General features: G+C 63.0%; 19 protein-coding genes. 6 read left to right on the top strand and 13 right to left on the bottom strand.

The window, feature by feature from the left end:
- Positions 1-31 precede the first annotated feature (31 nt).
- Positions 32-2,041, top strand: coding sequence for a c-type cytochrome (locus tag PY254_RS00460; protein WP_281013523.1), 2,010 nt, complete (start codon positions 32-34; stop codon positions 2,039-2,041).
- Between the two features lie 59 nt (positions 2,042-2,100).
- Here PY254_RS00460 and PY254_RS00455 read toward each other — a convergent pair whose 3' ends face one another.
- The 3 genes from PY254_RS00455 to polA form a co-directional block, all read right to left on the bottom strand.
- The gene (locus tag PY254_RS00455; RefSeq protein WP_281013522.1) at positions 2,101-4,401 is read right to left on the bottom strand and encodes a 3'-5' exonuclease; all 2,301 of its coding nucleotides are present in this window, start codon (positions 4,399-4,401) and stop codon (positions 2,101-2,103) included.
- Positions 4,402-4,472: 71 nt separating this feature from the next.
- Positions 4,473-4,691, bottom strand: a complete 219-nt coding sequence (locus PY254_RS00450; RefSeq protein ID WP_281013521.1) for a hypothetical protein — start codon at positions 4,689-4,691, stop codon at positions 4,473-4,475.
- A gap of 318 nt (positions 4,692-5,009) precedes the next feature.
- Positions 5,010-7,763 carry a DNA polymerase I gene (polA, locus tag PY254_RS00445; protein WP_281013520.1) on the bottom strand — a complete coding sequence of 918 codons (2,754 nt, stop codon included), beginning with the start codon at positions 7,761-7,763 and terminating at the stop codon, positions 5,010-5,012.
- A 91-nt stretch (positions 7,764-7,854) separates the two neighbouring features.
- On the opposite strand from polA, the gene PY254_RS00440 reads away from it, so the two are divergent.
- Positions 7,855-8,379, top strand: a complete 525-nt coding sequence (locus tag PY254_RS00440) for a DUF2782 domain-containing protein (RefSeq protein WP_281013519.1) — start codon at positions 7,855-7,857, stop codon at positions 8,377-8,379.
- A 72-nt stretch (positions 8,380-8,451) separates the two neighbouring features.
- Complete coding sequence (locus PY254_RS00435) at positions 8,452-8,883, top strand: EamA family transporter (protein ID WP_281013518.1); 432 nt, start codon at positions 8,452-8,454, stop codon at positions 8,881-8,883.
- 36 nt (positions 8,884-8,919) lie between these two features.
- Here the strand turns inward: PY254_RS00435 and purH are convergent, their stop codons facing one another.
- The 10 genes from purH to cutA all read right to left on the bottom strand — a co-directional run bounded on the left by purH (position 8,920) and on the right by cutA (position 18,696).
- Positions 8,920-10,530 (bottom strand): bifunctional phosphoribosylaminoimidazolecarboxamide formyltransferase/IMP cyclohydrolase, encoded by a 1,611-nt coding sequence (gene purH, locus PY254_RS00430; protein WP_281013517.1) that lies wholly within the window; start codon positions 10,528-10,530, stop codon positions 8,920-8,922.
- Between the two features lie 73 nt (positions 10,531-10,603).
- On the bottom strand, positions 10,604-10,882 hold the full coding sequence (locus tag PY254_RS00425; RefSeq protein ID WP_281013516.1) for a helix-turn-helix domain-containing protein: 279 nt from the start codon (positions 10,880-10,882) through the stop codon (positions 10,604-10,606).
- A gap of 203 nt (positions 10,883-11,085) precedes the next feature.
- Positions 11,086-11,931, bottom strand: coding sequence for a zinc-ribbon and DUF3426 domain-containing protein (locus PY254_RS00420; protein WP_281013515.1), 846 nt, complete (start codon positions 11,929-11,931; stop codon positions 11,086-11,088).
- Positions 11,932-12,004: 73 nt separating this feature from the next.
- Entirely contained in the window at positions 12,005-12,904 is a 900-nt protein-coding gene (gene prmA / locus PY254_RS00415; protein WP_281013514.1) for a 50S ribosomal protein L11 methyltransferase, read from the bottom strand.
- Positions 12,905-13,000: 96 nt separating this feature from the next.
- On the bottom strand, positions 13,001-14,368 hold the full coding sequence (gene accC, locus PY254_RS00410; protein WP_281013513.1) for an acetyl-CoA carboxylase biotin carboxylase subunit: 1,368 nt from the start codon (positions 14,366-14,368) through the stop codon (positions 13,001-13,003).
- Positions 14,369-14,378: 10 nt separating this feature from the next.
- Positions 14,379-14,840, bottom strand: a complete 462-nt coding sequence (gene accB, locus PY254_RS00405) for an acetyl-CoA carboxylase biotin carboxyl carrier protein (RefSeq protein ID WP_281013512.1) — start codon at positions 14,838-14,840, stop codon at positions 14,379-14,381.
- A 68-nt stretch (positions 14,841-14,908) separates the two neighbouring features.
- Positions 14,909-15,361 carry a type II 3-dehydroquinate dehydratase gene (gene aroQ, locus PY254_RS00400; RefSeq protein WP_281013511.1) on the bottom strand — a complete coding sequence of 151 codons (453 nt, stop codon included), beginning with the start codon at positions 15,359-15,361 and terminating at the stop codon, positions 14,909-14,911.
- Between the two features lie 160 nt (positions 15,362-15,521).
- Positions 15,522-16,025 (bottom strand): TlpA family protein disulfide reductase, encoded by a 504-nt coding sequence (locus PY254_RS00395; RefSeq protein ID WP_345781831.1) that lies wholly within the window; start codon positions 16,023-16,025, stop codon positions 15,522-15,524.
- A gap of 38 nt (positions 16,026-16,063) precedes the next feature.
- A complete protein-coding gene (locus PY254_RS00390; protein ID WP_281013508.1) occupies positions 16,064-18,253 on the bottom strand; it encodes a protein-disulfide reductase DsbD family protein in 2,190 nt (729 codons plus the stop codon).
- A 110-nt stretch (positions 18,254-18,363) separates the two neighbouring features.
- Positions 18,364-18,696, bottom strand: coding sequence for a divalent-cation tolerance protein CutA (gene cutA / locus PY254_RS00385; protein WP_281013507.1), 333 nt, complete (start codon positions 18,694-18,696; stop codon positions 18,364-18,366).
- A gap of 231 nt (positions 18,697-18,927) precedes the next feature.
- Here cutA and PY254_RS00380 point away from each other — a divergent pair, with 231 nt between their 5' ends.
- The 3 genes from PY254_RS00380 (at position 18,928) to PY254_RS00370 (ending at position 23,014) form a co-directional block, all read left to right on the top strand.
- Complete coding sequence (locus PY254_RS00380; RefSeq protein ID WP_281013506.1) at positions 18,928-19,221, top strand: co-chaperone GroES; 294 nt, start codon at positions 18,928-18,930, stop codon at positions 19,219-19,221.
- A gap of 131 nt (positions 19,222-19,352) precedes the next feature.
- Entirely contained in the window at positions 19,353-21,005 is a 1,653-nt protein-coding gene (gene groL / locus PY254_RS00375; RefSeq protein ID WP_281013505.1) for a chaperonin GroEL, read from the top strand.
- 170 nt (positions 21,006-21,175) lie between these two features.
- Positions 21,176-23,014, top strand: a complete 1,839-nt coding sequence (locus tag PY254_RS00370) for a YecA family protein (protein ID WP_281013504.1) — start codon at positions 21,176-21,178, stop codon at positions 23,012-23,014.
- Positions 23,015-23,135 lie beyond the last annotated feature (121 nt).

Genomic DNA, 23,135 nt, shown 5'->3' with positions numbered 1-23,135 from the left:
GTGTCGCAAGGCACTCGAACAGGGGACGCACATGTCACAAACCCAGCTTCAAGGCACTGCCTCGCGAGCATGGCCAGCCGTGGCCGCCGCCGCGTTGCGGGTCGGCTTCGGCATCATCTGGGCGGTGGGCGCCGCGCTGACATGGTCACCGGATTTTGCCGTTCACTATGTGGGTTACCTGCACAATGCCGCGCAGGGCCAGCCGGCCTGGCTGGCCGGCTGGTTCGCCCTGTGGATCGGCGTGGTCACGCCGCACGCCATGCTGTTCACCTGGCTCACGCGGATCATCGAAACCACCATCGCACTGGCGCTGCTGACCGGTTTTGCGCGGAAGACCCTGTACGTGGTCGGTGCCTTGTTCAGCCTGCTGGTGTGGAGCACCGCTGAAGGTTTCGGCGGCCCCTACACGGTGGGCGCCAACAACATGGGTACGGCGATCACCTATGTACTGATCTTCGTGGCGCTGATCGCGATCAACACCCGCGGCGGCCGCAGCCCGTACAGCCTCGACTACTTCATCGAAAAGCGCTGGCCGCGCTGGCGCCGTGTCGCCGAGTGGGGCAGCAGCGAAACGCTGGCGCAGGAGCCGCAACGCCTGCCGATGGGAGTGCAGATTCCGGCCATGCTCGGTGTACTGGTGTTGCTGGTTTTCCTGATTGGCGGCCTGCACAGCAGTATGGACGTCCAGTCGCCGTCACCGATGGCGGCAGCGGCGGCGGTCTCCCCGCTGGCGATGGCGTCCAGCCAGCCGATCGCCAATCCGCGCGATGCGCGCCTGCCGCCGCTGATCGGCACGGGTGACAGTGTCGAGGTGCACCTTGATTCCTCGGACAGCAAGGTTTCCATTGCCAGCGGTGTCGACTACAACGCGTGGACCTTCGGTGGCACGGTGCCCGGCCCGATCATCCACGTGCGTCAGGGCCAGAAGGTCAATGTGACCTTCAGCAACAGCGGCACGATGCAGCATTCCATCGACTTCCATGCGGCGATCACGGCGCCGAGTGACAACTACGTGGAGGTCATGCCCGGCAAGGCGATCAAGTTCTCGTTCGTGGCTGAGGTGCCCGGTGCATTCCTGTACCACTGCGGTACACCGCCGGTACTGCTGCATATCGCCAATGGCATGTATGGCGTGCTGATTGTTGACCCGGCCACGCCGCTGCCGCCCGCCGACGCGAGTTACGTGATCGAGCAAAGCGAGTGGTATACGCAGCAGGTTGCCGATCACCTGATGGGCGCCAACTACGAGAAGATGTCGCAGGAACGCCCCGACGAAGTGGTGTTCAACGGCGCCGCGTTCCAGTACCGCGACCACCCGCTGGTGGCCACCGCGGGCAAGCGCGTGCGCCTGTATGTAGTGGATGCCGGCCCGGATCTGTGGAGCTCGTTCCACGTGATCGGCGCGATCTTCGACAAGGTCTATCCCGATGGCGATGCCACGCATGCGTTGAGCGGTGTTTCGACCTACTCGATCGGACCAGGTGCTGGTGCGGTATTCGACCTGGTCATTCCCGGCCCCGGCAAGTATCCGTTCGTCGATCACGACATGGCGCACGCGATGATTGGCGCGATCGGCGTGCTTGAAGTGCGTGCTGAGGGTGCAGCGGCGGTCGAGCCGGCGGTTGCCGCAGCCGCGCCGGCAGCTGCTGCGCCGGCTGCAGACATGGCGGCAGCGTCGGCGGCCCTGGGTCCGTATCACGTGGATGCTGCCAAGGGTGATGCGCTTTACGGAGCGAACTGCGCGGCCTGCCACCAGCCGACAGGTGAAGGCATCGCCGGAGCTTTTCCGCCACTCAAGGCGAATGCGGCCGTACTCGATCCTGACCCGACCGTGCAGATCGACGCGGTACTGAAGGGGCTGCAAGGCCAGAACATTGGTGGCGTGGTCTATCCCACCGCGATGCCACCCTTTGCAGGTCAGTTGAACGACGCGGAGATTGCCGACATCGTCAATCACGAACGCTCATCGTGGGGCAACCAGAGCAAGCAGATTGCCGCCAGCGACGTAAAGGCCAGGCGAGCTGCTGCAGGCGGACACTAGGACTCAAGCCAGAGATGCTTTGAAAGAGGGGCGCTCGCGCCCTTCTCTCGTGCGTGAAACTACAGCGCCGTCAGATTCGCATACGCCGCTACCAGCCACTTGCTGCCCACACCTTCGAAATTGATCTGCAGGCGGGTGTGCGCCCCGCTGCCTTCGGCGCTGACCACCACGCCTTCGCCGAAGCTGGGGTGACTGACGCGTTGGCCAAGCTTGACCGGCAGGGTCTCTTCCAGTGACGAGGAGGTTTCGCGCGGGCGGCCGGCATACATCGGTCGAGTCACGTTAACGCGTGGGCGTACTTCGTCAATCAGTTCGGCCGGCATCTCGCTGAGGAAACGCGACGGCCGCGCCAGCATTTCGGTGCCGTGCATGCGGCGTGATTCGGCATGGGTAACGATGAGCCGTTCGCGGGCGCGGGTGATCCCGACATAAGCGAGCCGGCGCTCTTCTTCCAGCCGGCCTTCGTCGTCGACCGAACGCTGGCTGGGGAACAACCCTTCTTCCATGCCGACCAGAAACACCACCGGAAACTCCAGCCCTTTGGCAGAGTGCAGCGTCATCAACTGCACGCAGTCGTCCCATGCCTCGCCCTGACTTTCGCCCGCTTCCAGCGTGGCGTTGGACAGGAACGCATTGAGTTCGCTGATGCCGGCGTCGATGTCTTCGTTGCTGCGCTCGAAGCGGCTGGCCACGTTGATCAGTTCGTCCAGATTTTCCACGCGTGACTCGGCGTTGCCGCGACTGTCCTTCTCGTAGAAGTCGCGCAAGCCGGTGTGGGTGATGGCGTGTTCGATCTGTTCGGCGAGCGTCAGTAGCTGGGCAACGGGGAATCCCACAAGGGGACTTCCTGGCGGTGGCGGGGAACGGGGAACAGGAGCCACAGCGTCAGTTGTGCCGAATGCCGCTTCCGCTGTTCCCTGTTCCCCGTTTCCTGCTCCCCCGAATGCCCGCGCCATTTCATCGATCAGCGCAAGAAACGCCTTCACTGCATTCTTCGATCGCCCGGCCAGCTCGTTGCCGCTGGTCAGTTCGCCCAGCACGGCCTCCCACATCGAGACGTTCTCGCTGCGGGCGCGGCGACGCAGGATATCCAGCGTACGGTCGCCGATGCCGCGCGGTGGGGTATTCACGGCCCGCTCGAACGCGGCGTCGTCGTGGCGGTTCGCGGTGAGGCGCAGGTAGGCTAGCGCGTCCTTCACTTCGGCGCGCTCGAAGAAGCGCTGGCCGCCATAGACGCGGTAGCCGATCTTGCGCTGGACCAGTTGCTCTTCGAAATTGCGTGACTGCGCGTTGGAGCGATACAGGATCGCGCAGTCTTTCGCCGAGCCTTGTTCGTCGATGTATTCACGGATGCGCTCGATCACGAAGCGCGCCTCGTCCTGTTCGTTGTAGGCGGCGTACAGCGCAATGCGTTCGCCGTCATCGCCAGCGGTCCACAGCTCCTTGCCCAGACGGCTGCCATTGCGTTGGATCACTTGGTTGGCAGCTTTCAGGATGGTCGAGGTGGAGCGGTAGTTCTGTTCCAGCTTGATCGTGCGGGCACCGGGAAAATCGCGCAGGAACTGGGTCATGTTCTCGACCTTGGCACCGCGCCAGCCGTAGATCGACTGGTCATCATCGCCGACCGCGAAGACCTGGCCGGTAGCGCCGGCGAGCACCCGAATCCACGCATATTGCAGCGTGTTGGTGTCCTGGAATTCGTCGACCAGCAGATGGCGCCAGCGTTGCTGGTAATGCTCCAGTACGGCCGGATTTTTCAGCCACAACTCATGCGCGCGCAGCAGCAGTTCGCCAAAGTCGACAAGGCCGGCACGGCGGCAGGCATCCTCGTACGCCTTGTAGATGTTGACGAAGGTGTGGGTAACCGGATGATCGCGATGCTCGATGCCATCCGGGCGTTTGCCTTCGTCTTTCCAGTTGTTGATCTGCCAGCAGGCCTGACGTGGCGGAAACTTCGCATCGTCCAGCCCCAGCCCGGCGACCACGCGTTTCACCAGCCGCAGTTGATCGTCGGAATCCAGAATCTGAAACGTTTCGGGCAGCCCGGCATCACGCCAGTGTCGGCGCAGCAGACGATGCGCGATACCGTGGAAGGTACCGACGGTGAGGCCTTGCGTACTGCCGGGGATCAACGCGTCCAGTCGCGCGCGCATTTCGCCGGCCGCCTTGTTGGTGAAGGTCACCGCCAAGATGGCCCACGGCGGCACCCCTTCGGCCTGGGTCAGCCAGCCGATGCGGTGGGTCAGTACCCGGGTCTTGCCGGAGCCGGCGCCGGCCAGCACCAGATAGTGGCCGGGTGGCGCGCAGACGGCTTCGCGCTGGGCTTCGTTGAGCGGGTCGATCAGGTACGAGACATCCATCGTGCCTAGTGTAGTGGGCGCAACGAAAAACCGCCGCTTAAGCGGCGGTTTTCGATGGCTGGACGCTTCAATCAGCGCTTCTGCATCAGCCCGCCGAGCGCGAGCAAGGCGCCAACCACGATGCCGGCAATGCCGACCCACTGCGGAACGCCCTTGTCATGGGTGGCGGTGATCTTGGCCGAACCTACCTGCAGCAAGGTGTCGGTGTCCTGATAGAAGGCATGGCCAGCGACGACCCAGATGCCGGCGGCTACCAGGACGATGCCAACGATGATCAGACCAGTACGCATGATGTTCCCCTTGGTTGAAGTGCGTCGAGTATCGGAATGCCGATGTGCACGGAATGTACAGGTCGCGCGAACGACAGATAAAAAAGCCCCGGATGCCAGGGGAAGCATCCGGGGCAGGGCGGACACGAAGACCCAGGGGAGAGGTTCGTGCCGGTGGCGGCTCAGGGAGGTGAAACCGCCGTGGATGCCGTTGCGTGCATCCGAAAGATTAGAGCGCCATTTTCAGCAAAAGTTGCACGGTTCCAAAAGAAATTCATGGACGATTCATTCCCATGAAAACTTAACGAACAGATGGCTGTTCCGCCGCCACGCGGTGCCTCAGTGCGCCTCGTCCCAGTTCTTACCCACACCCACGTCGACCACCAGCGGCACGGCCAGTTCAGCGGCGCCGGACATTCGCTCGATCACGCCGGCACGCACCGCTTCGACAGCATCGGCACGCACCTCGAACACCAGTTCGTCGTGTACCTGCATCAGCATGTGGGCGTCGTCGCGATCCTTCAGCCACGCTGCCACGGCGATCATCGCGCGCTTGATGATGTCCGCGGCGCTGCCCTGCATCGGCGCATTCACCGCTGCGCGCTCGGCGCCCTGACGCAGGCCCTGGTTGCGTGCGGTGAGATTGTCCAGATACAGCCGACGGCCAAAGATGGTTTCCACGTAACCGTCGCGATGGGCGCGTTCGCGGGTGGCTTCCATGAAGGCTTGCACGCCGGGGTAGCGGGCGAAATAGCGCGCCATGTAATCGCTGGCTTCGCCGCGATCCACGCCCAGTTGCTTGGCCAGGCCGAACGCACTCATGCCGTACATCAGACCGAAGTTGATCGCTTTCGCGGCGCGACGCTGGTTGGTGCTGACGTCTGCAGGCTTCAGTCCGAAGACTTCGGCGGCGGTGGCGCGATGCACGTCGCCGCCTTCGTGAAAGGCCTTGAGCAAACCTTCGTCGCCGGACAAGTGCGCCATGATGCGCAACTCGATCTGCGAATAGTCTGCCGCCATCACCTTCCAGCCGGGTGGCGCAATGAAGGCCTGGCGAATGCGCCGGCCTTCTTCGGTGCGTACCGGAATGTTCTGCAGGTTCGGGTCGGATGACGAGATGCGGCCGGTTGCCACCGAGCCCTGGTGATAGCTGGTGTGTACGCGGCCGGTACGCGGATTGACGATGCCGGAGAGCTTGTCGGTGTAGGTGGAACGCAGCTTGGCCAGGCTGCGGTAGTCGAGGATCAGCCGCGGCAGTTCGTGCGTATCGGCGATGGCGTCCAGCGCTTCTTCGTTGGTCGACGGCTGGCCGGTCGGCGTCTTCAATTTCGCCGCCAGGCCGAGTTCGTCGAACAGCACGGCCTGCAACTGCTTGGGCGAGTCGAGATTGAATTCGTGGCCGGCCAGCGCGTAGGACTGTTGTTGCAATTCAAGCATGCGCTTGCCTAACTGCTGGCTCTGCGTGCGCAGGGCGGCACCGTCGATCAGTACGCCGCGGCGCTCCATCGCTGCGAGCACCGGTACCAGCGGAATCTCGATGTCCTGATAGACGTCACGCAAGGCGGGCACGCTCTCCAGCTTCGGCCACAGCGCATGGTGCAGGCGCAGGGTGATGTCCGCGTCCTCGGCCGCGTAGCCGCAGGCCGTGTCCAGATCCACCTGCGAGAACGAAATCTGCTTGGCGCCCTTGCCGGCCACCTGTTCGTACTTGATCGTTTCGTAGCCGAGATATTTTCTGGCCAGCGAATCCATGTCGTGGCGTGTGGCCGTGGCATTCCACACGTACGATTCGAGCATCGAATCGTGTTGCACACCCTGCACGGCGATGCCGTAGCGCGCCAGGATGTTGATGTCGTACTTCGCGTGCTGGCCGAGCTTGGGTCGGGACGGATCTTCGAAGATCGGCTTCAGTGCGGCGAGCACAGCTTCGCGATCCAGTTGCTTCGGTGCGCCCGGGTAATCGTGATCGAGCGGGATGTAACAGGCCTTGCCCGATTCCACTGCCAGGCTGAGGCCGACGATATCGGCGCGCATCGCATCGATGCTGGTGGTCTCGGTGTCGAACGCGATCAGCGGCGCGTGACGCAGCTTTTCCAGCCAGCCGTCGAACTGCGCTTGCGTGGTAACCAGTTCGTAATCACCGGGCGCGGACCACGCGGCGGGAATGTCGTCGGTGACGGTCGGGGTGGCCGGTGTTGCTATGGAGCCCGCCGTGGCGTCGCCTTTCGACGACGCGTCAGCGGCTGGTGATGCCGTATCCAGATCCTTCAACGCCGCCTTGAACTCGTAGCGCGCGTAAAGCTCACGCAGCTGTTCGACATCGGCAGCGCGCTGCGCCAGCCCGGTAGGGCCGACATCCAGCGGCACGTCGGTCTTGATGGTGACCAGTTCGCGCGACAGCGGCAGTTGCGGCAGCGCCGCACGCAGGCTTTCGCCGATCTTGCCCCCAATTTTGTCGGCGTTGGCGATCACGCCATCGAGTGAGTCGTATTCGGCCAGCCACTTGGCGGCTGTTTTCGGGCCGCACTTCGGTACACCGGGCACGTTGTCGATGCTGTCGCCGGTGAGTGCGAGAAAGTCGATGATCTGATCCGGGCGCACACCGAATTTTTCCATCACGCCATCGCTGTTCATCACCGTGTTGCTCATGGTGTTGATCAGGGTGACGTGCGGACCCACCAGCTGGGCCATGTCCTTGTCGCCAGTGGAAACCTCCACTTCAATGCCCAGTTCACGGGCCTGCACCGCCAGCGTACCGATCACGTCATCCGCCTCGACGCCGGCCACGCGCAGAATGGGAAAGCCCAGCGCGCCGACGATCGCCAGCATCGGTCCGACTTGCGAGCGCAGGTCATCCGGCATCGGCGGGCGGTTGGCCTTGTACTGGTCGTACAAGTCGTCGCGGAAAGTCGGTCCGGGCGCGTCGCTGACGAAGGCCAGATATTCCGGCTTCGCCTTCAGCGTGGCGCGCAGCATGTTGACCACGCCGAATAATGCGCCAGTGGGTTCGCCATGCGCGTTGGTCAGCGGAGGCAGCGCATGGAAGGCACGATACAGATACGACGAGCCGTCGATGAGAATGAGTTTGGCCATGGCGCATTCTCGCATGCAGGACGAAACGTCGCGCTTCACGATGGCAAGCTGATGCGCTGCTATGCTGTTTTCCCCGAACGAGGTTGCCGCCATGAAAACCGCCGCGTTGCTGGCTGTCGCCAGCGTCCTGTTTGCGTCGAGCCTGCTTGCATCGAACGTGTTGGCACAGTCGGCGCCGTCGACGGACGTTCCGCCGCCTCCCGGCATCAATGATCCGGGCGTGAAGGCGACCAGCCCGCCGGCAACCAGGGCGAAGAGTGTCCCTGCACCAGCTACAGCGGCCAAGTCGCTTGATCTGAAGCCGCAGGCACTGCCGGCGATGCATGATGATGGTGGTGCACAGCACGCACGTAACGAGTCGGTGCCCGAGGTGCGCGTACGCCAGCAAGGCGACAACAGCATTCAGGAATACGCCCGCAATGGCCGTGTCTACATGGTAGTGGTCACCCCGAAAAGCGGCATCGCCCAGACCTACATGGTCGATCCGCAGGGCCGGCTGGTCGACGAACACGGCCAGAAACCGGTGGGTCCGGTGATGTACAAGGTGCTGGAGTGGGGCAAGCCGCGCCCACCGGCCGAGCCGAGTGATTCGTCAACCAAAGACGGTGGCCACTGAGTTGCCTCCAAACCGCGTTGCCGGCACCTGAAGTGTCGGTAACGCGAGTCATCTCTGCGGTGAGGGCGTGCGATGCAACTGCGTGAAAGCTGGCTGCTGTTTGCGTTGGGCTCGGCGTTGTTTGCCGCCTTGACGGCGCTGTTCGGCAAACTTGGCGTGGCTGGCATCAACTCCAACCTTGCCACCTTCATCCGCACCATCGTCATCCTGATCGTTACCGCCGGCATTCTCAGCCTGCGCCAGGAGTGGGCGAAGCCGACCGGCTTGCCGCTGAACAGCTGGGTATTCCTGATCCTTTCCGGCATCGCCACGGGGCTATCGTGGCTGTGCTACTACCGCGCCCTGCAACTGGGCCCGGTGAGCAAGGTGGCGCCGATCGACAAGCTCAGCGTGGCGCTGGTCATCGTGCTGGGGCTGGTGTTTCTTGGCGAGAAGCCCAGTCTGTCCATGTTGATCGGCGGGTTGCTGATTGTCAGCGGCGCAATCGTGATCGCGATTTTCTAAGTCCCGCTCACGTGCTGCGCCGCTGTGCGCCGGGACTCAATGCCGGAAGTGGCGCATCCCGGTGAACACCATCGCCATGTCGTGTTCGTCGGCGGCAGCAATCACTTCGGCATCGCGCATCGAACCGCCGGGTTGGATCACCGCGCTGATGCCAGCGGCGGCAGCGGCATCGATGCCGTCGCGGAACGGGAAGAATGCGTCGCTGGCCATTACCGAACCACGCACTTCGAGCTTCTCGTCGGCCGCCTTGATGCCGGCAATCTTCGCGCTGTACACGCGGCTCATCTGGCCGGCCCCGATACCGATGGTCTGGCGGTCGCGTGCGTAGACGATGGCGTTGGACTTGACGAACTTGGCCACCTTCCAGGCGAAGATCAGGTCGTGGATCTGCGCTTCGGTCGGCGCCTTGCGCGTGACGACTTTCAGGTCGGCCGCGCTGATCATGCCGGTATCGGCAGTCTGGATCAGCAGGCCGGAACCCACGCGCTTGGAATGGCCGCCCGGATGCGCGCCGAGCAGATTGCCGTCGGCAGGCAGTGGAATCACCAGCACGCGCACGTTGCCCTTCTTGTGGAAGGCTTTCAGTGCGTCTTCTGCATAGGCCGGTGCCAGCACCACTTCGACAAACTGGCGTTCGACGATCGCTTTCGCGGTAGCAACATCGACTTCGCGGTTGAATGCAATGATGCCGCCGAAGGCTGAAGTCGGATCGGTCTGGAAGGCCAGATCATAGGCCTTGCCGATACCGTCCAGGCTCACCGCTACGCCGCAGGGGTTCGCGTGCTTGACGATGACGCAAGCTGGCTTGACGAAGCTGCGCACACATTCCCACGCCGCATCGGCGTCGGCGATGTTGTTGAACGAGAGTTCCTTGCCCTGCAACTGGCGGAACGTCGCGAAGGTGCCCGCATGCGGATAAAGGTCGCTGTAGAACGCAGCCTGCTGATGCGGATTTTCCCCGTAGCGCAGGTCCATTACCTTGGTGAAGCGACCATTGACCTGCGCCGGGAACGCGGCATGGCCGGTGATGGTTTCCTGCGTCTCGTTGAGTTCCAGTCCGGACAGATAGTCGCTGATTGCGCCACCGTAGTTCGCTACGCGGTTGAACGCTGTTACCGCCAGCTTGAAGCGGGTGGCGCGACTCAATCCACCGTGCTGTTCGATCTCGGCCAAGGCGCTTTCATACTGCTCGGGCGAGGTGAGTACGCCGACGTCGTTCCAGTTCTTTGCCGCCGACCGCAGCATCGCCGGACCACCGATGTCGATGTTCTCAATTGCATCTTCCAGCGTGCAGCCAGGCTTGGCCACGGTCGCTTCGAACGGATAGAGATTGAGCACCAGCAGATCGATTGGTGCGATGCCCAGTTCGGCCATCACCGCATCGTCGGTGCCGCGACGACCCAGCAGGCCACCGTGTACTTTCGGGTGCAGGGTCTTGACGCGACCGTCCATGATTTCCGGGAAACCAGTGACGTCGCTGACGTCGATGACGGGAATGCCTGCTTCGCGCAGTGCCTTGGCGCTGCCGCCAGTCGAAAGCAGCTCGATGCCGCTGGCGCTGAGGCGTCGGCCCAGGTCGATCAGGCCGGTCTTGTCGGAAACGCTGAGCAGGGCGCGACGAACCGGGACGAGCTGGGGAGCAGGCATGAGCGGGTTTCCGTTGGGGGAAAGCCGGTCATTATAGCCGGCCAAACGCCGGTCGGCTTTTTATCGGTGCGAGTTACAGCAGGCCGTGTGCGGCCAGCTTCTTGCGCAAGGTGGCGCGATTGATGCCCAGCGCGCTTGCGGCCCGACTCTGGTTGCCGTCATGGAATGCCAAGACTTCGCGCAGCATCGGCGTTTCCACCTCGCGCAACACCAGTGCGTGCAGGCCTTCGGCACACTCGGTGTCGCCGATGTCGGCCAGGTAGCGGCGCACCGTGCGGGTGACGCATTCACTCAGCGCGCTCTGGCCATGCAGGCTGGAGACAGGGGCGCCTGCGTTCTGCGATGAGGCCATTTTGGTGGACTCATCAGCAGGCAGTCTTACGGCATTCACGGACATTTCCCCTCGCGTACGAAGCGACGGCTGCTTGGGCCGTCGCGAATGGTTATGGATGAGACGTTGGTTGCGTGGCGACTCTGACATGCGGTTGCTGCATGCGAGCGCGAATGGTCGAGTCTACCCGTGCGGACGAATAATTTTAAGTACCGCCGGTGGTGTCATTCGAAGCTGATCTCGAACGCGACAGCGTTCTTGCCTGGATCTTCCACTTCCAGCAGCAGCACCGCGCTGCTGCCAGACGGCAGGCCTGCCCGCAGGATCGCGGTGTCATCCAGGTATTCCTCCGGCTGCAGTCGGCGCATGGCGATGCGCTGACCCTGCGCGTTCGACAAGGTGATGGTCAGCACGGGATAAGGCTGCGCGAACGCCGCATCGTTGCTCACGCTGGCGCTGATCATCAAGGCGTTGGGTACGCTCGGGTGGGCCTGTACGTTGCTGGCTATCAGCCGCAGGCGTTTAGGCGCGGCAACCAGTGGCAGTCGGCAACCGAGGGTGGCGCAGGTGCTGCGCAGCCAGCTGCCCACGAGGGGATCGCGAATCAGGTCGACGCGTTTGGCCCAGCCCAATTGGCCGGCAAGCAACAGCGTCAATACGCCGCAGGCCACCATCCACGGCCAGCTCTTGTCGTTGCTTGAGCGCCGCTGCCGCCCCAGCGCTGACTTGGCTGGTGGCGGAGTCCTGGTTTTTTGTGCAAAGCGCGGTGCAAAAACCAGTTGCGAGAAATCTTCTGAAGGCATCGCAGGTGGTGCGATCGCGGGCAACTCGACGACGGCGGGAACTTCAGGCTTTGGCCGATAGACCACCAGATCCAGCAGTGGGGGTTCGAGCGCCGGTTCGTTCAGCAGCAACTCGACGAAGGGCTCCGGCGGTAGTTGCTCGGTAAGCGTGGCGAGACTGTCAAAGCTGGCGGCGCAATGACTGCACGCGACATGGCCGTTCGCCTTGGCAATAGTCTGCGCATCCAGTGAAAACACGGACAGGCATTCGGGGCATTGGGTATACATGCGGGCCGCTTGGAATCGGTATCGGCCAAGCTTAGCAGGCTGGTCGTGCCCTCAAGCTCGCCGTGCCGTCAGATCAGCGGCGTCGACGCCCACTGATGCGCACCCAATCCTCACGGGTGTCCACGCGCAAATCCTCGAACCACTCGGCGTAACGCTGCAGCAGCTCGTCCTGCTGACCCGCGAGAATGCCCGAAATCGCGAACGGCGCACCGGGCTTCGCGGCGGCAGCGAAGGTCGGCGCCAGCTCACTCAGCGGGCCAGCGAGAATGTTGGCGATGAAGATATCGGCCGCTGCTGCCTCGACATCCTGCGGCAGGAACACCGCGAGCTGGCTGTCCACGCCGTTGCGCTCGGCATTGTCGGCCGAGGCGGTGAGTGCCTGCGGGTCGTTGTCGACGCCGACGGCGCTGATCGCACCAAGCTTGAGTGCGGCGATCGCCAGGATGCCGGAGCCGCAACCGTAATCGGTGACCGTCTTGCCGCTGAGCTCCAGCCCGTCGAGCCATTCCAGGCACAGCGCGGTGGTGGGATGGGTGCCGCTGCCGAAGGCGAGGCCGGGATCGAGCCGAACCACGACGATGTCTCCATCGCTGGGTGGTTCGATGTTCCACGGATAAATCCACAGCCGGCGGCCGAACGGCATCGGCTTAAACTGGTCCATCCACGCACGTTCCCAGTTCTGGTCGGCGACGTCGGTGAAGCTCAGTTGATCCGGTTCCAGCCATGGCAGCAGTTCGCCCAGCGCGGCACTCAAGCCACGCCGGTCGGCGCCCTCCTCGAACAACGCATTCAGCGTGATCGTCGGCCACAATGGCAGCTCACCCACACCCGGCTCGAAGATCGCCTGCTCGTCAGGCGTCTCGGCGTCGGCGTCGCGCAAGGTGATCGACAGCGCACCAAGATCCTCCAGTGCTTCTTCCGCACCGGGTTGGTGTTCGAGACGGACGATCAGCGAGAGTTCGAGAAAAGGCATGGATGTCATTCGATGGCGGCAGGAGCGCACCCGTGCGCGATGCTTTTCGTCACGTGACTGAAGAGCATCGCGCACAGAGCGCGCTACTGCGGTGGGTCAGACGCCGGTGGCGGCCTTCTCTTTCTGTTCGGCCATGCGCTTTTCCAGATAGTGGATGTTTTGTCCACCGTGCTGGAAACCGACGTCGGCCATGATCCGCTGCTGCAGCGGGATGTTGCATTTCACCCCTTCAATCACGGTCTCGGCCAGCGCAAGGCGCATGCGCGCGATGGCCGTCGCGCGGTCCGGGCCGTGCACGATCAGCTTGCCGATCATCGAGTCGTAGTTTGGCGGGATGCGGTAGCCGTCGTACAGGTGCGTATCAACCCGCACACCGGGCCCGCCGGGGGCTTCGAAACGCTTCACCGTACCCGGGCTGGGCATGAAGGTATCGGGGTCTTCGGCGTTGATGCGGCATTCGATTGAGTGGCCGCGGATCACGATGTCTTCCTGCTTGATCGACAGCTTCTCGCCGCCGGCGATCAGCAGTTGCTCGCGTACCAGGTCGACACCGGTGATGAACTCGGTCACCGGATGCTCGACCTGGATGCGGGTGTTCATTTCGATGAAGTAAAAACGGCCATTCTCGAACAGGAATTCGAAGGTGCCGGCGCCGCGATAGCCGATGCGGATGCAGGCATCCACGCAGACCTTGCCGATCTCGGCACGCAGTTCCGGCGTGATGCCGGGGGCGGGGGCTTCCTCGACCACTTTCTGATGGCGACGCTGCATCGAGCAGTCGCGCTCTCCCAGATGGATCGCATTGCCCTGACCGTCGGCCAGCACCTGGACTTCCACGTGGCGGGGGTTTTCCAGGAATTTCTCCATATAGACGACGTCGTTGCCGAAAGCCGCCTTGGCTTCCTGCTTGGTCATCACGATGGAGTTGCCCAGATGCGCCTCGGTGCGCACTACGCGCATGCCGCGACCGCCGCCGCCGCCGGCGGCCTTGATGATCACCGGATAGCCGATCTCGCGAGCGATCTTGATGTTGGCATCGACGTCTTCGCCGAGCGGCCCGCCTGAGCCCGGCACGCACGGCACGCCGGCGGCCTTCATCGCACGGATTGCTTCGACCTTGTCGCCCATCAGGCGGATCACGTCGGCCGTCGGTCCGATGAAGATGAAGCCGGACTGCTCGACCTGCTCGGCGAAATCGGCGCGCTCGGACAGGAAGCCGTAGCCGGGGTGGATGGCCTGGGCGTCGGTGATCTCGGCCGCGGCAATGATCCGCGGGATATTGAGATAGCTGTCGACCGACGGCCCGGGGCCGATGCAGATCGACTCGTCGGCGAGGCCAACGTGTTTGAGGTTGCGGTCGACGGTGGAGTGCACCGCCACGGTCTTGATCCCCAGACTGTGGCAGGCGCGCAGGATCCGCAGCGCAATTTCGCCGCGATTGGCGATGACGACTTTCTCAAGCATCCCGGCGGCCTCAGGCAATCACGAACATGGGTTCGTCGAATTCCACCGGCTGGCCGTTCTCGACCAGGATCGCCTGCACGGTGCCGGCGACGTCAGCCTCGATCTGGTTGAACATCTTCATCGCCTCGATCACGCCGAGCGTCTCGCCGGCCTTGACCTGCTGACCGACCTTGACGAAAGGCGGCGTGCCCGGACTGGCGGAAGCGTAGAAAGTGCCAACCATCGGCGCCTTGATCACGGTACCTGCCGGCAGTGCTGGCGCGGACGGTGCCTCGGCCACGACCGGTGCGACGGCGGCCGGAGCAGCCGCCGCGACGGGTGCGGCGGCAATCATGGGTGCAGCGGCGACAGGTGCGGTGTTCTTCGGCACGCGCGACAGGCGAACCACTTCTTCGCCCTCCTTGATCTCCAGTTCGGCGAGGTTGGATTCCTCGAGCAAGTCGATCAGTTTCTTGATTTTGCGCAAATCCATCGGATCAGCCTTTGGTCAGTCATGCCACGTGAAGTAGCTGGAAAGGAACAGTGTCTGGTCGGCAGCGGTCAGCCTGGGCCCGTGGCCTGGAGTCGTTGCATGGCGGCGTCCAATGCCAGCCGGTAACTGTTGCTGCCGAAACCGCAAATCACGCCGAGCGCGATGTCGGAAAGATGGGAGTGGTGGCGGAATGGCTCGCGCGAAAATACGTTGGACAGGTGCACCTCAATAAACGGGATCGCCACCGCCGCGAACGCGTCGCGCAGCGCGATGCTGGTATGCGTGAAGGCGCCGGCGTTGCACAGAATCATCGCTGTGCCGTCGTCGCGACCCTGGTGCACCCGGCCGATCAGTTCGTGCTCGGCGTTGGACTGAAACCAGTCCAGCGCGTGGCCCGCAGCTTGCGCGCGTTCGACCAGTTGCTGGTTGATGTCGGCCAGCGTCTCGTGTCCGTAGATTTCCGGCTCACGCGCACCCAGCAAATTGAGGTTGGGTCCATGCAGGACCAGAATTTTCGCCAACGTCGTTGTCCAGGTCGCGTTCGGAGATTCCGGAACCGGGCGAAGTTTGCGCGTAGTCCGTAAACTTGTCCAGTTCGCTGCAGATCGACGATGTTTGACGGAGAAGTGATGGGGTTTCCGTGCGTAGCCGTATGCTGGCTGCCGTCCCTCGCGCTGCCGCTCAAGGCGATAGCCACGAAGCCATCTGTTCCAGCGTCATGGCGCCTTCGTGTGTAGCCAAGATGCGCCCATCGTCGCCGACAAGGACGCTGTAAGGAAGGTTTTGCCGCCTATTCCCCAGGATAAGCGAGGTACTTGGTGCGTCACGCTTGCCCACCAAGATCGGGTAATTAACCGGATGTACGGCCAAAAAGGCACGAACGTGAACCGGCTCGTCCATCGCAATTCCCACCACGATGGGACCATGATCGCCGAAATTTTGCTGGACTTTCACCAGCGCCGGCATCTCCTGCAGGCAGGGCAGACACCAGCTGGCCCAGAAATTGATCAGTACGCGGTGCCCGCGATAGTCGCTGAGGCGATGCAGCTTGCCGTCCAGATCGGGCAGGCTCAGCGCCGGCAGCGGCTGGCCGATGACGCTCGAGGCCATCACGCTGTCGTCGGGTGCGGCGGTAACGTTCTGCAGCCGATGCTGCACGTAGCCGCCCACGGCGGCGGCCAGCACCGCCAAGCCGAGGATGGTCCAGTTGCTGCGACTGAGCATCAGCGTGCGGCTTCAGTGATCGCTTGGTCCACCATCGAGCGAGTCAGCACGGTGGACAGCTGCCGGCCGGGTCCGCCGTTCTTCGGGAAGACCACGTACAACGGCACGCCGGGCGAGTTGTATTGCTGCAGGAACGCGCTGATGGTCGGGTTGACGTCGGTCCAGTCGCCTTTCATGTAAACCGCGCCAGTACGCTGGAGCAGGTCATGGAAGGCATCGGTGTTCAGCACGGTGTGCTCGTTGGCTTTGCAGGTGACGCACCAGTCGGCGGTCATGTCGACGAACACCGGCGTGCCGGCGGCGCGCAGGCTGGCAAGTTTTTCCGGGCTGTAGGCGACCACCCCATCGACGCTCGCAGCCACACTGGCCGTTGGCCGCACGTGGGCAAGCAGCGCCATCGGCACCACCGTGGCCATGGCCAGCACGATCACCGCAAACTTGCTGACCGCGCCGCGCGAGCGACTGCGTTCAAACCACCACAACGTCATCGCCAACAACACCATCGCCACCAGCACCAGGCCAACCGCATCGGCGCCGCGCTGGTTGGCCAATACCCACACCAGCCATACCGCGGTGAGGTACATCGGGAACGCCAGCACCTGCTTCAGCGTTTCCATCCAGCGGCCCGGTCGTGGCAGCAGACGCGCCAGCGCCGGCACGAAGCCGATCAGCAGGAATGGCAGCGCCAGGCCGACGCCGAGCATGAGGAACACCAGCAAGGCGGAGACCACCGGTGCGGCAAACGCATAAGCCAGCGCGCTGCCCATGAACGGCGCAGTGCAAGGACTGGCCACGACGACGGCAAGCACGCCGGTGAAGAAGTCGCCGGCCGGCCCGGAGCGGGTGGCAAGGCTGGCACCGGTGTTGCCCAGCGAGGCGCCGAACTGCACTACGCCCGACATCGACAAGCCGACCGCCAGCATCAGGCAGGCCAGCACGCCGACCACCAGCGGCTGCTGCAGTTGCGAACCCCAGCCCATCGCATGACCGGCCGTGCGCAAAGCCAGAATGCCCAGGCCCAACGCAGCGAAACTGCACAGCACGCCAGCGGTGTAGAACAATGCGTGGCGGCGCGCGACGGCATGGCTTTCGCCGCTTTCCAGTACGCTGACCGCCTTGATGGACAGCACCGGGAGTACGCACGGCATCAGGTTCAACACCAGCCCGCCACCGAGCGCGAGCAGCAGCGCGAGCGCCAGGCTGACTTGCAGTGGACCGCCGGCGATTGTGGCTGGCGGCATCTCCGGAGCCACCGCGGCGACGGCTGGTGTGCTGCTGGCCAGATCGAGATGCAGCGTGCGCGTCATCAACGGATAGCACAGTCCGCCGTCCTGACAACCCTGAAAGCTCGCCTGCAGATCGATCTGCTGATGGCCGGCCAGATCGCCCTGCAGCGTTAGGGGTAGTTCGACCTGGTCGAAATACACGGTGACCTGACCGTAATGCTCGTCGTGATGCGTCGTGCCCGCGGGCCAATCTGGCTGCAGCGAAACCCCGCCGGCATCGAGTAGTTTCAGCGAGGTCTGGTCGCGATACAGGTAATAACCCTTCGGCATCGTCCAGCGCAGCAGCAGCTTTTGTGGCCCCTGCATCAGTGCTTCGAGACGAAACGCCTGCGCCTCGGGCAGGGCGGCGCCGGTGTTGGCGCCGGTCGCGCTGGCGCCGAGCTTGCTCAGTGCGACACCTAGCGCGGTGTTGGTGCCGCCGGCACTCGGCGGCACCTCGCCAGCGGCTGCCGGCACTGGCAGGTCTAGCTTCTCGGTATGCGGTGGATAGCAGATCTTCGGATCGACTTCGTGGCAGCCCTGATATTGCACGCTCAGTTGCAGTCGGTTGGTGCCGGCAGCGACGGTATACGGAATGCTGGCGTCGACGCCGTGGTGGTAGGTCTCCACGTCACCCAGGTATTCGTCGTGATGCTTCTCGCCGTCAGGCAATTGGGCCTCGCCCAGAGTGACGCCGTCGCCCGCCTTGAACTTCATCCGGCCGCGATAAAGGTAATAGTCCGGCGCAATCGTCCAGTGCAGCTTCAGCACGCCCGGCGTCGAGGCATCGGTGCGGAGCTGGTAAGCCTCGGTCACCGGTAGCAGTTCGGCCGTGTTCTGGGCCAGCGCGGGCCATGCGCCGAGCAGCAGGCCCAGCCAGATCAACAGGCGAGCGGCGAGGGGGCCGACAAATAACGATCGCATCATGACTCCGGTGGCGGTGACGCTGGTGAAACCGAACAGGCCGGCATTATGGCCCAGTATCCGGAGTCCGACCGTCGCGGCGCTTCACTTTGCCACGCCCGGTTGTTCGTTCATTCCACGCCGTCGCGCACCCATTGCAGATAGGCCTCGTGGCCACATGTCACCGGCACGGCGATCAATTCGGGCAACGCGTACCGATGCAGTTCGAGTACGCGAGACCGTAACGCGGGCAGTCGCGCGGCGGTGGTCTTGATCAGCAACAATACTTCACTGTCAGTGGTGAGCTCGCCTTGCCACCGATAGGTCGAGCGCACGCCGGGCAACTGGTTGACGCAGGCGGCAAGCCGTTCGCCGACCAGGGTTTCGGCAAGTTGCCGGGCCGTGGCCTCGTCGGGACAGCTGCAATAGCAGAGCAGAACAGCGGCGGGATCGGTGGTATTCATGCTTTCAGCGTAGCCGAGGTGGTCTGCCGGGCACATCGCCGATTCGCCGGCGCACCCTTGAAAGAGGGCGGGTGTTGCCCAATGTCTGTGGCATCCCCGCGTAACAAACATCTTGCTGCGGGATGCTATCTGCGTAAAATTGGCACTCATTACCATCGAGTGCTAACAGAACTGCCGGTCCGGGTTCTGAAAGCCTTGTCCATCAACCAGTTGAACCAATTGGAGTCCTCCATGAGCACATTGCGTCCGTTGCATGATCGCGTCATCGTCAAGCGCCTCGAAGAAGAGCGCGTCTCCGCCGGCGGCATCGTCATCCCCGACAGCGCCACCGAAAAGCCGACCCGCGGCAAGGTCGTTGCTGCCGGTACCGGCCTGATCATGGCCGATGGCAAGATCCGCCCGATGTCGTTGAAGGCTGGCGACACCGTGCTGTTCGGCAAGTACGCCGGCCAGGAAATCAAGATCGACGGCGAAGACCTCGTGTTCCTGAAGGAAGACGACATCGTGGCTGTGATCGAAGGCTGATTCGTTGGGGCTCGGGTTGGTTGAGCGCGAGTAAAGGTACAAACCGCGCACGCCAGTCGCCGTTGGCTCCTTCTTTTAGTTCTTTCGCGACACCTCCCATTCTTATTCAATTTTTTTGAGGCAAAAAAATTATGTCTGCTAAAGAAGTCCGTTTCGGCGAAGACGCCCGCGCCCGCATGCTGAAGGGTGTCAACACCCTCGCCAATGCCGTCAAGGTCACCCTCGGTCCCAAGGGCCGCAATGTCGTGCTCGAGAAGAGCTTCGGCGCCCCGACGATTACCAAGGACGGCGTCTCCGTCGCCAAGGAAATCGAGCTGGCTGACAAGTACGAGAACCTTGGCGCGCAGATCGTCAAGGAAGCCGCTTCCAAGACCTCCGACGTCGCTGGCGACGGCACCACCACCGCGACTGTGCTGGCGCAGGCGTTCATCCAGGAAGGCATGAAGGCTGTTGCAGCCGGCATGAACCCGATGGATCTGAAGCGCGGCATCGACAAGGCCGTCTCGGCTGCCGTCGGCGAGCTCAAGAAGCTGTCCAACCCGACCGCGAACGACAAGGAAATCGCCCAGGTCGGTACGATCTCGGCCAACTCCGATACCAATATCGGCGACATCATTGCCACCGCAATGAAGAAGGTCGGCAAGGAAGGCGTGATCACGGTTGAAGAAGGCTCGGGCCTGGACAACGAGCTCGATGTGGTCGAGGGCATGCAGTTCGATCGCGGCTACCTGTCGCCGTACTTCATCAACAACCAGCAGAGCCAGCAGGTCGAGCTGGATGACCCGTACATCCTGATCCACGACAAGAAGGTCTCCAACGTCCGCGAGTTGCTGCCGGTGCTGGAAGCGGTTGCCAAGGCGGGCAAGCCGCTGCTGATCGTCGCCGAGGAAGTCGAAGGCGAGGCGCTGGCCACCCTGGTGGTCAATACCATCCGCGGCATCGTCAAGGTTGCTGCCGTCAAGGCGCCGGGCTTCGGTGATCGTCGCAAGGCGATTCTGGAAGACATCGCCGTGCTGACCAACGGCCAGGTGGTGTCCGAGGAAGTGGGCTTGTCGCTGGAGAAGACCACGATCGCCGATCTGGGTCGCGCCAAGCGCATCGTCATCACCAAGGAAAACACCACCATCATTGATGGTGCCGGTGAAGCAGAGAAGATCCAGTCGCGTATCGGACAGATCAAGGCGCAGATCGAAGAGACCTCGTCCGACTATGACCGCGAGAAGCTGCAGGAGCGGGTGGCCAAGTTGGCTGGCGGTGTTGCCGTCATCAAGGTTGGTGCCAGCACCGAGATCGAAATGAAGGAAAAGAAGGCCCGCGTTGAAGACGCCCTGCACGCTACGCGCGCAGCGGTCGAAGAAGGCGTGGTGCCCGGCGGTGGCGTGGCGCTGATCCGCGCACTGAAGGCGGTCGAAGGCCTGAAGGGCGACAACACCGATCAGGACCTGGGCATTGCGATCACCCGCCGTGCGCTTGAAGCGCCGCTGCGTGCGATCGTCGCCAATGCCGGTGAAGAGCCGTCCGTGGTGCTGAACAAGGTCAAGGAAGGCAAGGGCAACTTCGGCTACAACGCGGCGACCGGTGAGTACGGCGACATGATCGAAATGGGTATCCTGGATCCGACCAAGGTGACCCGTTCGGCTCTGCAGCACGCCGCGTCGGTTGCCGGTCTGGCGATCACCACCGAGGCGATTGTTGCTGAAGCGCCGAAGAAGGACGAAGGCCATAGCCATGGCGGCGGCGGCATGGGCGGCGGCATGGGTGGCATGGGCGGTATGGACTTCTAAGTGGCTGATACTCGTCATCACACCTGATGGCGAGTATCAAGAACGGTCAGTCATGACCGTGCTGCTCAGCAAGAGCCTTTGCAACATGAAAAACCCCGCTTCGGCGGGGTTTTTTTTGGATTGTGGATCTGTTCGGCAGCCGCACGCACTCTTCCAGAGATAATCATGCGATGAATGCGAATACACCACGGGCGGCCTTCTCGCAGGCGCTCGATGAAATCTGGCAATACTGCGCGACGTTGATTGCGCACGAGGTGGGTTACCAGGACTACGTTGAGCGGCTGAGGACGAAGCATGCCCGGCTGCCTGCGGATCTTCGCGATGACACGCTGACCTGGCCCCTGGTTTCCTGCATGTCGCGTCAGCTCTGGCGACGGACTCCGCACCCGGCAGCGCGTTATGCGCCGGGTATGTTGTCGGTGCCCGGCCGTAACGATCCGTGTTCGTGTGGCTCCCTGCGCAAATACAAACAGTGCTGCCTGGAGATCGAGCAGAACATGCCGCCGTTGGACATGAATCCGCTGCCGATGGTGCTGGATAGTTTGCCAAAGCGCCGCTGGGCGGAACTGGCCGGTAGTCATGTATCGATGGACCAGATGTTCGATGCCGCCTGGCAGATGAATGCCGACGGTCGTGCCAAGGACACTTGTACCCTGCTTGAGCCGTGGTTTGTCCACGATACGGACATCCGCGCCGAGCATGAGGAGCTGTTCGACATGCTGCTCGATGCCTACACCGAGCTGCACAAACCGCGCAAGAAAGCCCAGTTGCTCAGTCGGGCGATAAGTGGCGGTGACCAGCGCATGCGTTCGGCGGCCTTGCAACGCACCAGCACCATGCGTGCCGATGCCGGCGACTACGCTGCCGCATGGCAAATGTTCGGCGAGGCGCAACGCGCCGATCCGCAGTCACCCTCGCTGGCGCACCTTGAAATCACCTTGCTGATTTCCCAGGGCGACCATGTGCAGGCACGTGAGCGCGCGCGGTTCTGGGTACATCGTCTGACGGCCATGCGCGACCCGGCGTTGGCGGAGCTGGTCGAATTCATGCGCGAAGTTGCCGCCCACGGTGAGCAGGCATTGACCCGGCGCGTGTTTGACAATCAGCCGGGTCTGCGCGAATTGGTCGAGTCATTGCAGGCCGCACCTCCGATCACTTCGTCTTACACGCTCTCACCCAACAAAGACGATGCCGGTCCTCTGGAGCCGACGCCTGCGCTTGAAAAAGCCTTGCTGCGCTGGCACAGCGTCGCGTCGCCGCTTAGCCATTCGCCGTTGGCGGCTCCCGCCAAACGTGCCGAGATGGCGGCGTGGCTGCCGCTGTTGCGCGAGCAACCGCTGCTCTGGAATGCCTTCGAGGTGCTAGATACCATCGTTGAAACCATGCGCGAGTGGCGCATGGACTTGCTCGTCGATACCGTGGTGTTGCCCGTGCTTGATCGTGCCGAGCGATTGCTGCGCGAAGTGCTGACGGCGAATCATGCCCAGAACAAGCGACTTGAATGGGGCTGGCTGGAGAATCGCCCGGCCTTGAACCTGATCGGCCATCGCATTGCGATCGACGGGGGCGAATCGCTCGGTGAAACAGAACTGGCCAGGCTGGAGTGGCTGGTACTGGTACTCAACCCCTCTGACAACCAGGGCTTCCGCCATTCCCTGGTGCGCGGCTACCTGCACGTGGGCCGCGTCGCCGACGCCTTGGCGCTGTGTGAGCGCTACTCCGATGATTTCGCCGCGATGCAGTACAACCATGCGCTGGCATTGTTTGCTGCCGGGCAGGCTGGTTTGGCCGTAACTGCGTTGGCCAAGGCGGCGGAGGCGTATCCCAAACTCTTGAGCTGGCTGCTCAAGACCAATCCCAAGCCGCCAGCGCGAGCTCAATGGGGTGTGAGTATCGGTGGAGACGACGAGGCGTGGATTTATCGATCTGAAACGCTGGCCTTGTGGCAGCAGCTGGGTGCCATGGAGTGGCTGCGCGGTTGCTCCAGGACGTTCAAGAAGTCGCGCTGATTTCGCGGACGCCTGACGCCTGCACAGCCCGACCTCCACCGGCGGCATAAGGCCGGATGCGGGCTTCCCGGGTTAGTCGAGATGGCCGTCAGTCAGAACGCCGCGCCGGTCATGCTTGCGC

It is taken from the genome of Rhodanobacter sp. AS-Z3, assembly GCF_029224025.1.
Classification (GTDB): domain Bacteria; phylum Pseudomonadota; class Gammaproteobacteria; order Xanthomonadales; family Rhodanobacteraceae; genus Rhodanobacter.
The sequence above is the reverse complement of the archived record's forward strand: the minus strand, read 5'-3'. Positions and strand labels throughout refer to the sequence as shown.

Bases quoted from the DNA above. Each gene is read 5' to 3' on its own strand.
- PY254_RS00460 (WP_281013523.1), top strand. From the start codon at position 32: ATGTCACAAACCCAGCTTCAAGGCACTGCCTCGCGAGCATGGCCAGCC.
- PY254_RS00455 (WP_281013522.1), bottom strand. From the start codon at position 4,401: ATGGATGTCTCGTACCTGATCGACCCGCTCAACGAAGCCCAGCGCGAA.
- PY254_RS00450 (WP_281013521.1), bottom strand. From the start codon at position 4,691: ATGCGTACTGGTCTGATCATCGTTGGCATCGTCCTGGTAGCCGCCGGC.
- polA (WP_281013520.1), bottom strand. From the start codon at position 7,763: ATGGCCAAACTCATTCTCATCGACGGCTCGTCGTATCTGTATCGTGCC.
- PY254_RS00440 (WP_281013519.1), top strand. From the start codon at position 7,855: ATGAAAACCGCCGCGTTGCTGGCTGTCGCCAGCGTCCTGTTTGCGTCG.
- PY254_RS00435 (WP_281013518.1), top strand. From the start codon at position 8,452: ATGCAACTGCGTGAAAGCTGGCTGCTGTTTGCGTTGGGCTCGGCGTTG.
- purH (WP_281013517.1), bottom strand. From the start codon at position 10,530: ATGCCTGCTCCCCAGCTCGTCCCGGTTCGTCGCGCCCTGCTCAGCGTT.
- PY254_RS00425 (WP_281013516.1), bottom strand. From the start codon at position 10,882: ATGGCCTCATCGCAGAACGCAGGCGCCCCTGTCTCCAGCCTGCATGGC.
- PY254_RS00420 (WP_281013515.1), bottom strand. From the start codon at position 11,931: ATGTATACCCAATGCCCCGAATGCCTGTCCGTGTTTTCACTGGATGCG.
- prmA (WP_281013514.1), bottom strand. From the start codon at position 12,904: ATGCCTTTTCTCGAACTCTCGCTGATCGTCCGTCTCGAACACCAACCC.
- accC (WP_281013513.1), bottom strand. From the start codon at position 14,368: ATGCTTGAGAAAGTCGTCATCGCCAATCGCGGCGAAATTGCGCTGCGG.
- accB (WP_281013512.1), bottom strand. From the start codon at position 14,840: ATGGATTTGCGCAAAATCAAGAAACTGATCGACTTGCTCGAGGAATCC.
- PY254_RS00390 (WP_281013508.1), bottom strand. From the start codon at position 18,253: ATGCGATCGTTATTTGTCGGCCCCCTCGCCGCTCGCCTGTTGATCTGG.
- cutA (WP_281013507.1), bottom strand. From the start codon at position 18,696: ATGAATACCACCGATCCCGCCGCTGTTCTGCTCTGCTATTGCAGCTGT.
- PY254_RS00380 (WP_281013506.1), top strand. From the start codon at position 18,928: ATGAGCACATTGCGTCCGTTGCATGATCGCGTCATCGTCAAGCGCCTC.
- groL (WP_281013505.1), top strand. From the start codon at position 19,353: ATGTCTGCTAAAGAAGTCCGTTTCGGCGAAGACGCCCGCGCCCGCATG.
- PY254_RS00370 (WP_281013504.1), top strand. From the start codon at position 21,176: ATGAATGCGAATACACCACGGGCGGCCTTCTCGCAGGCGCTCGATGAA.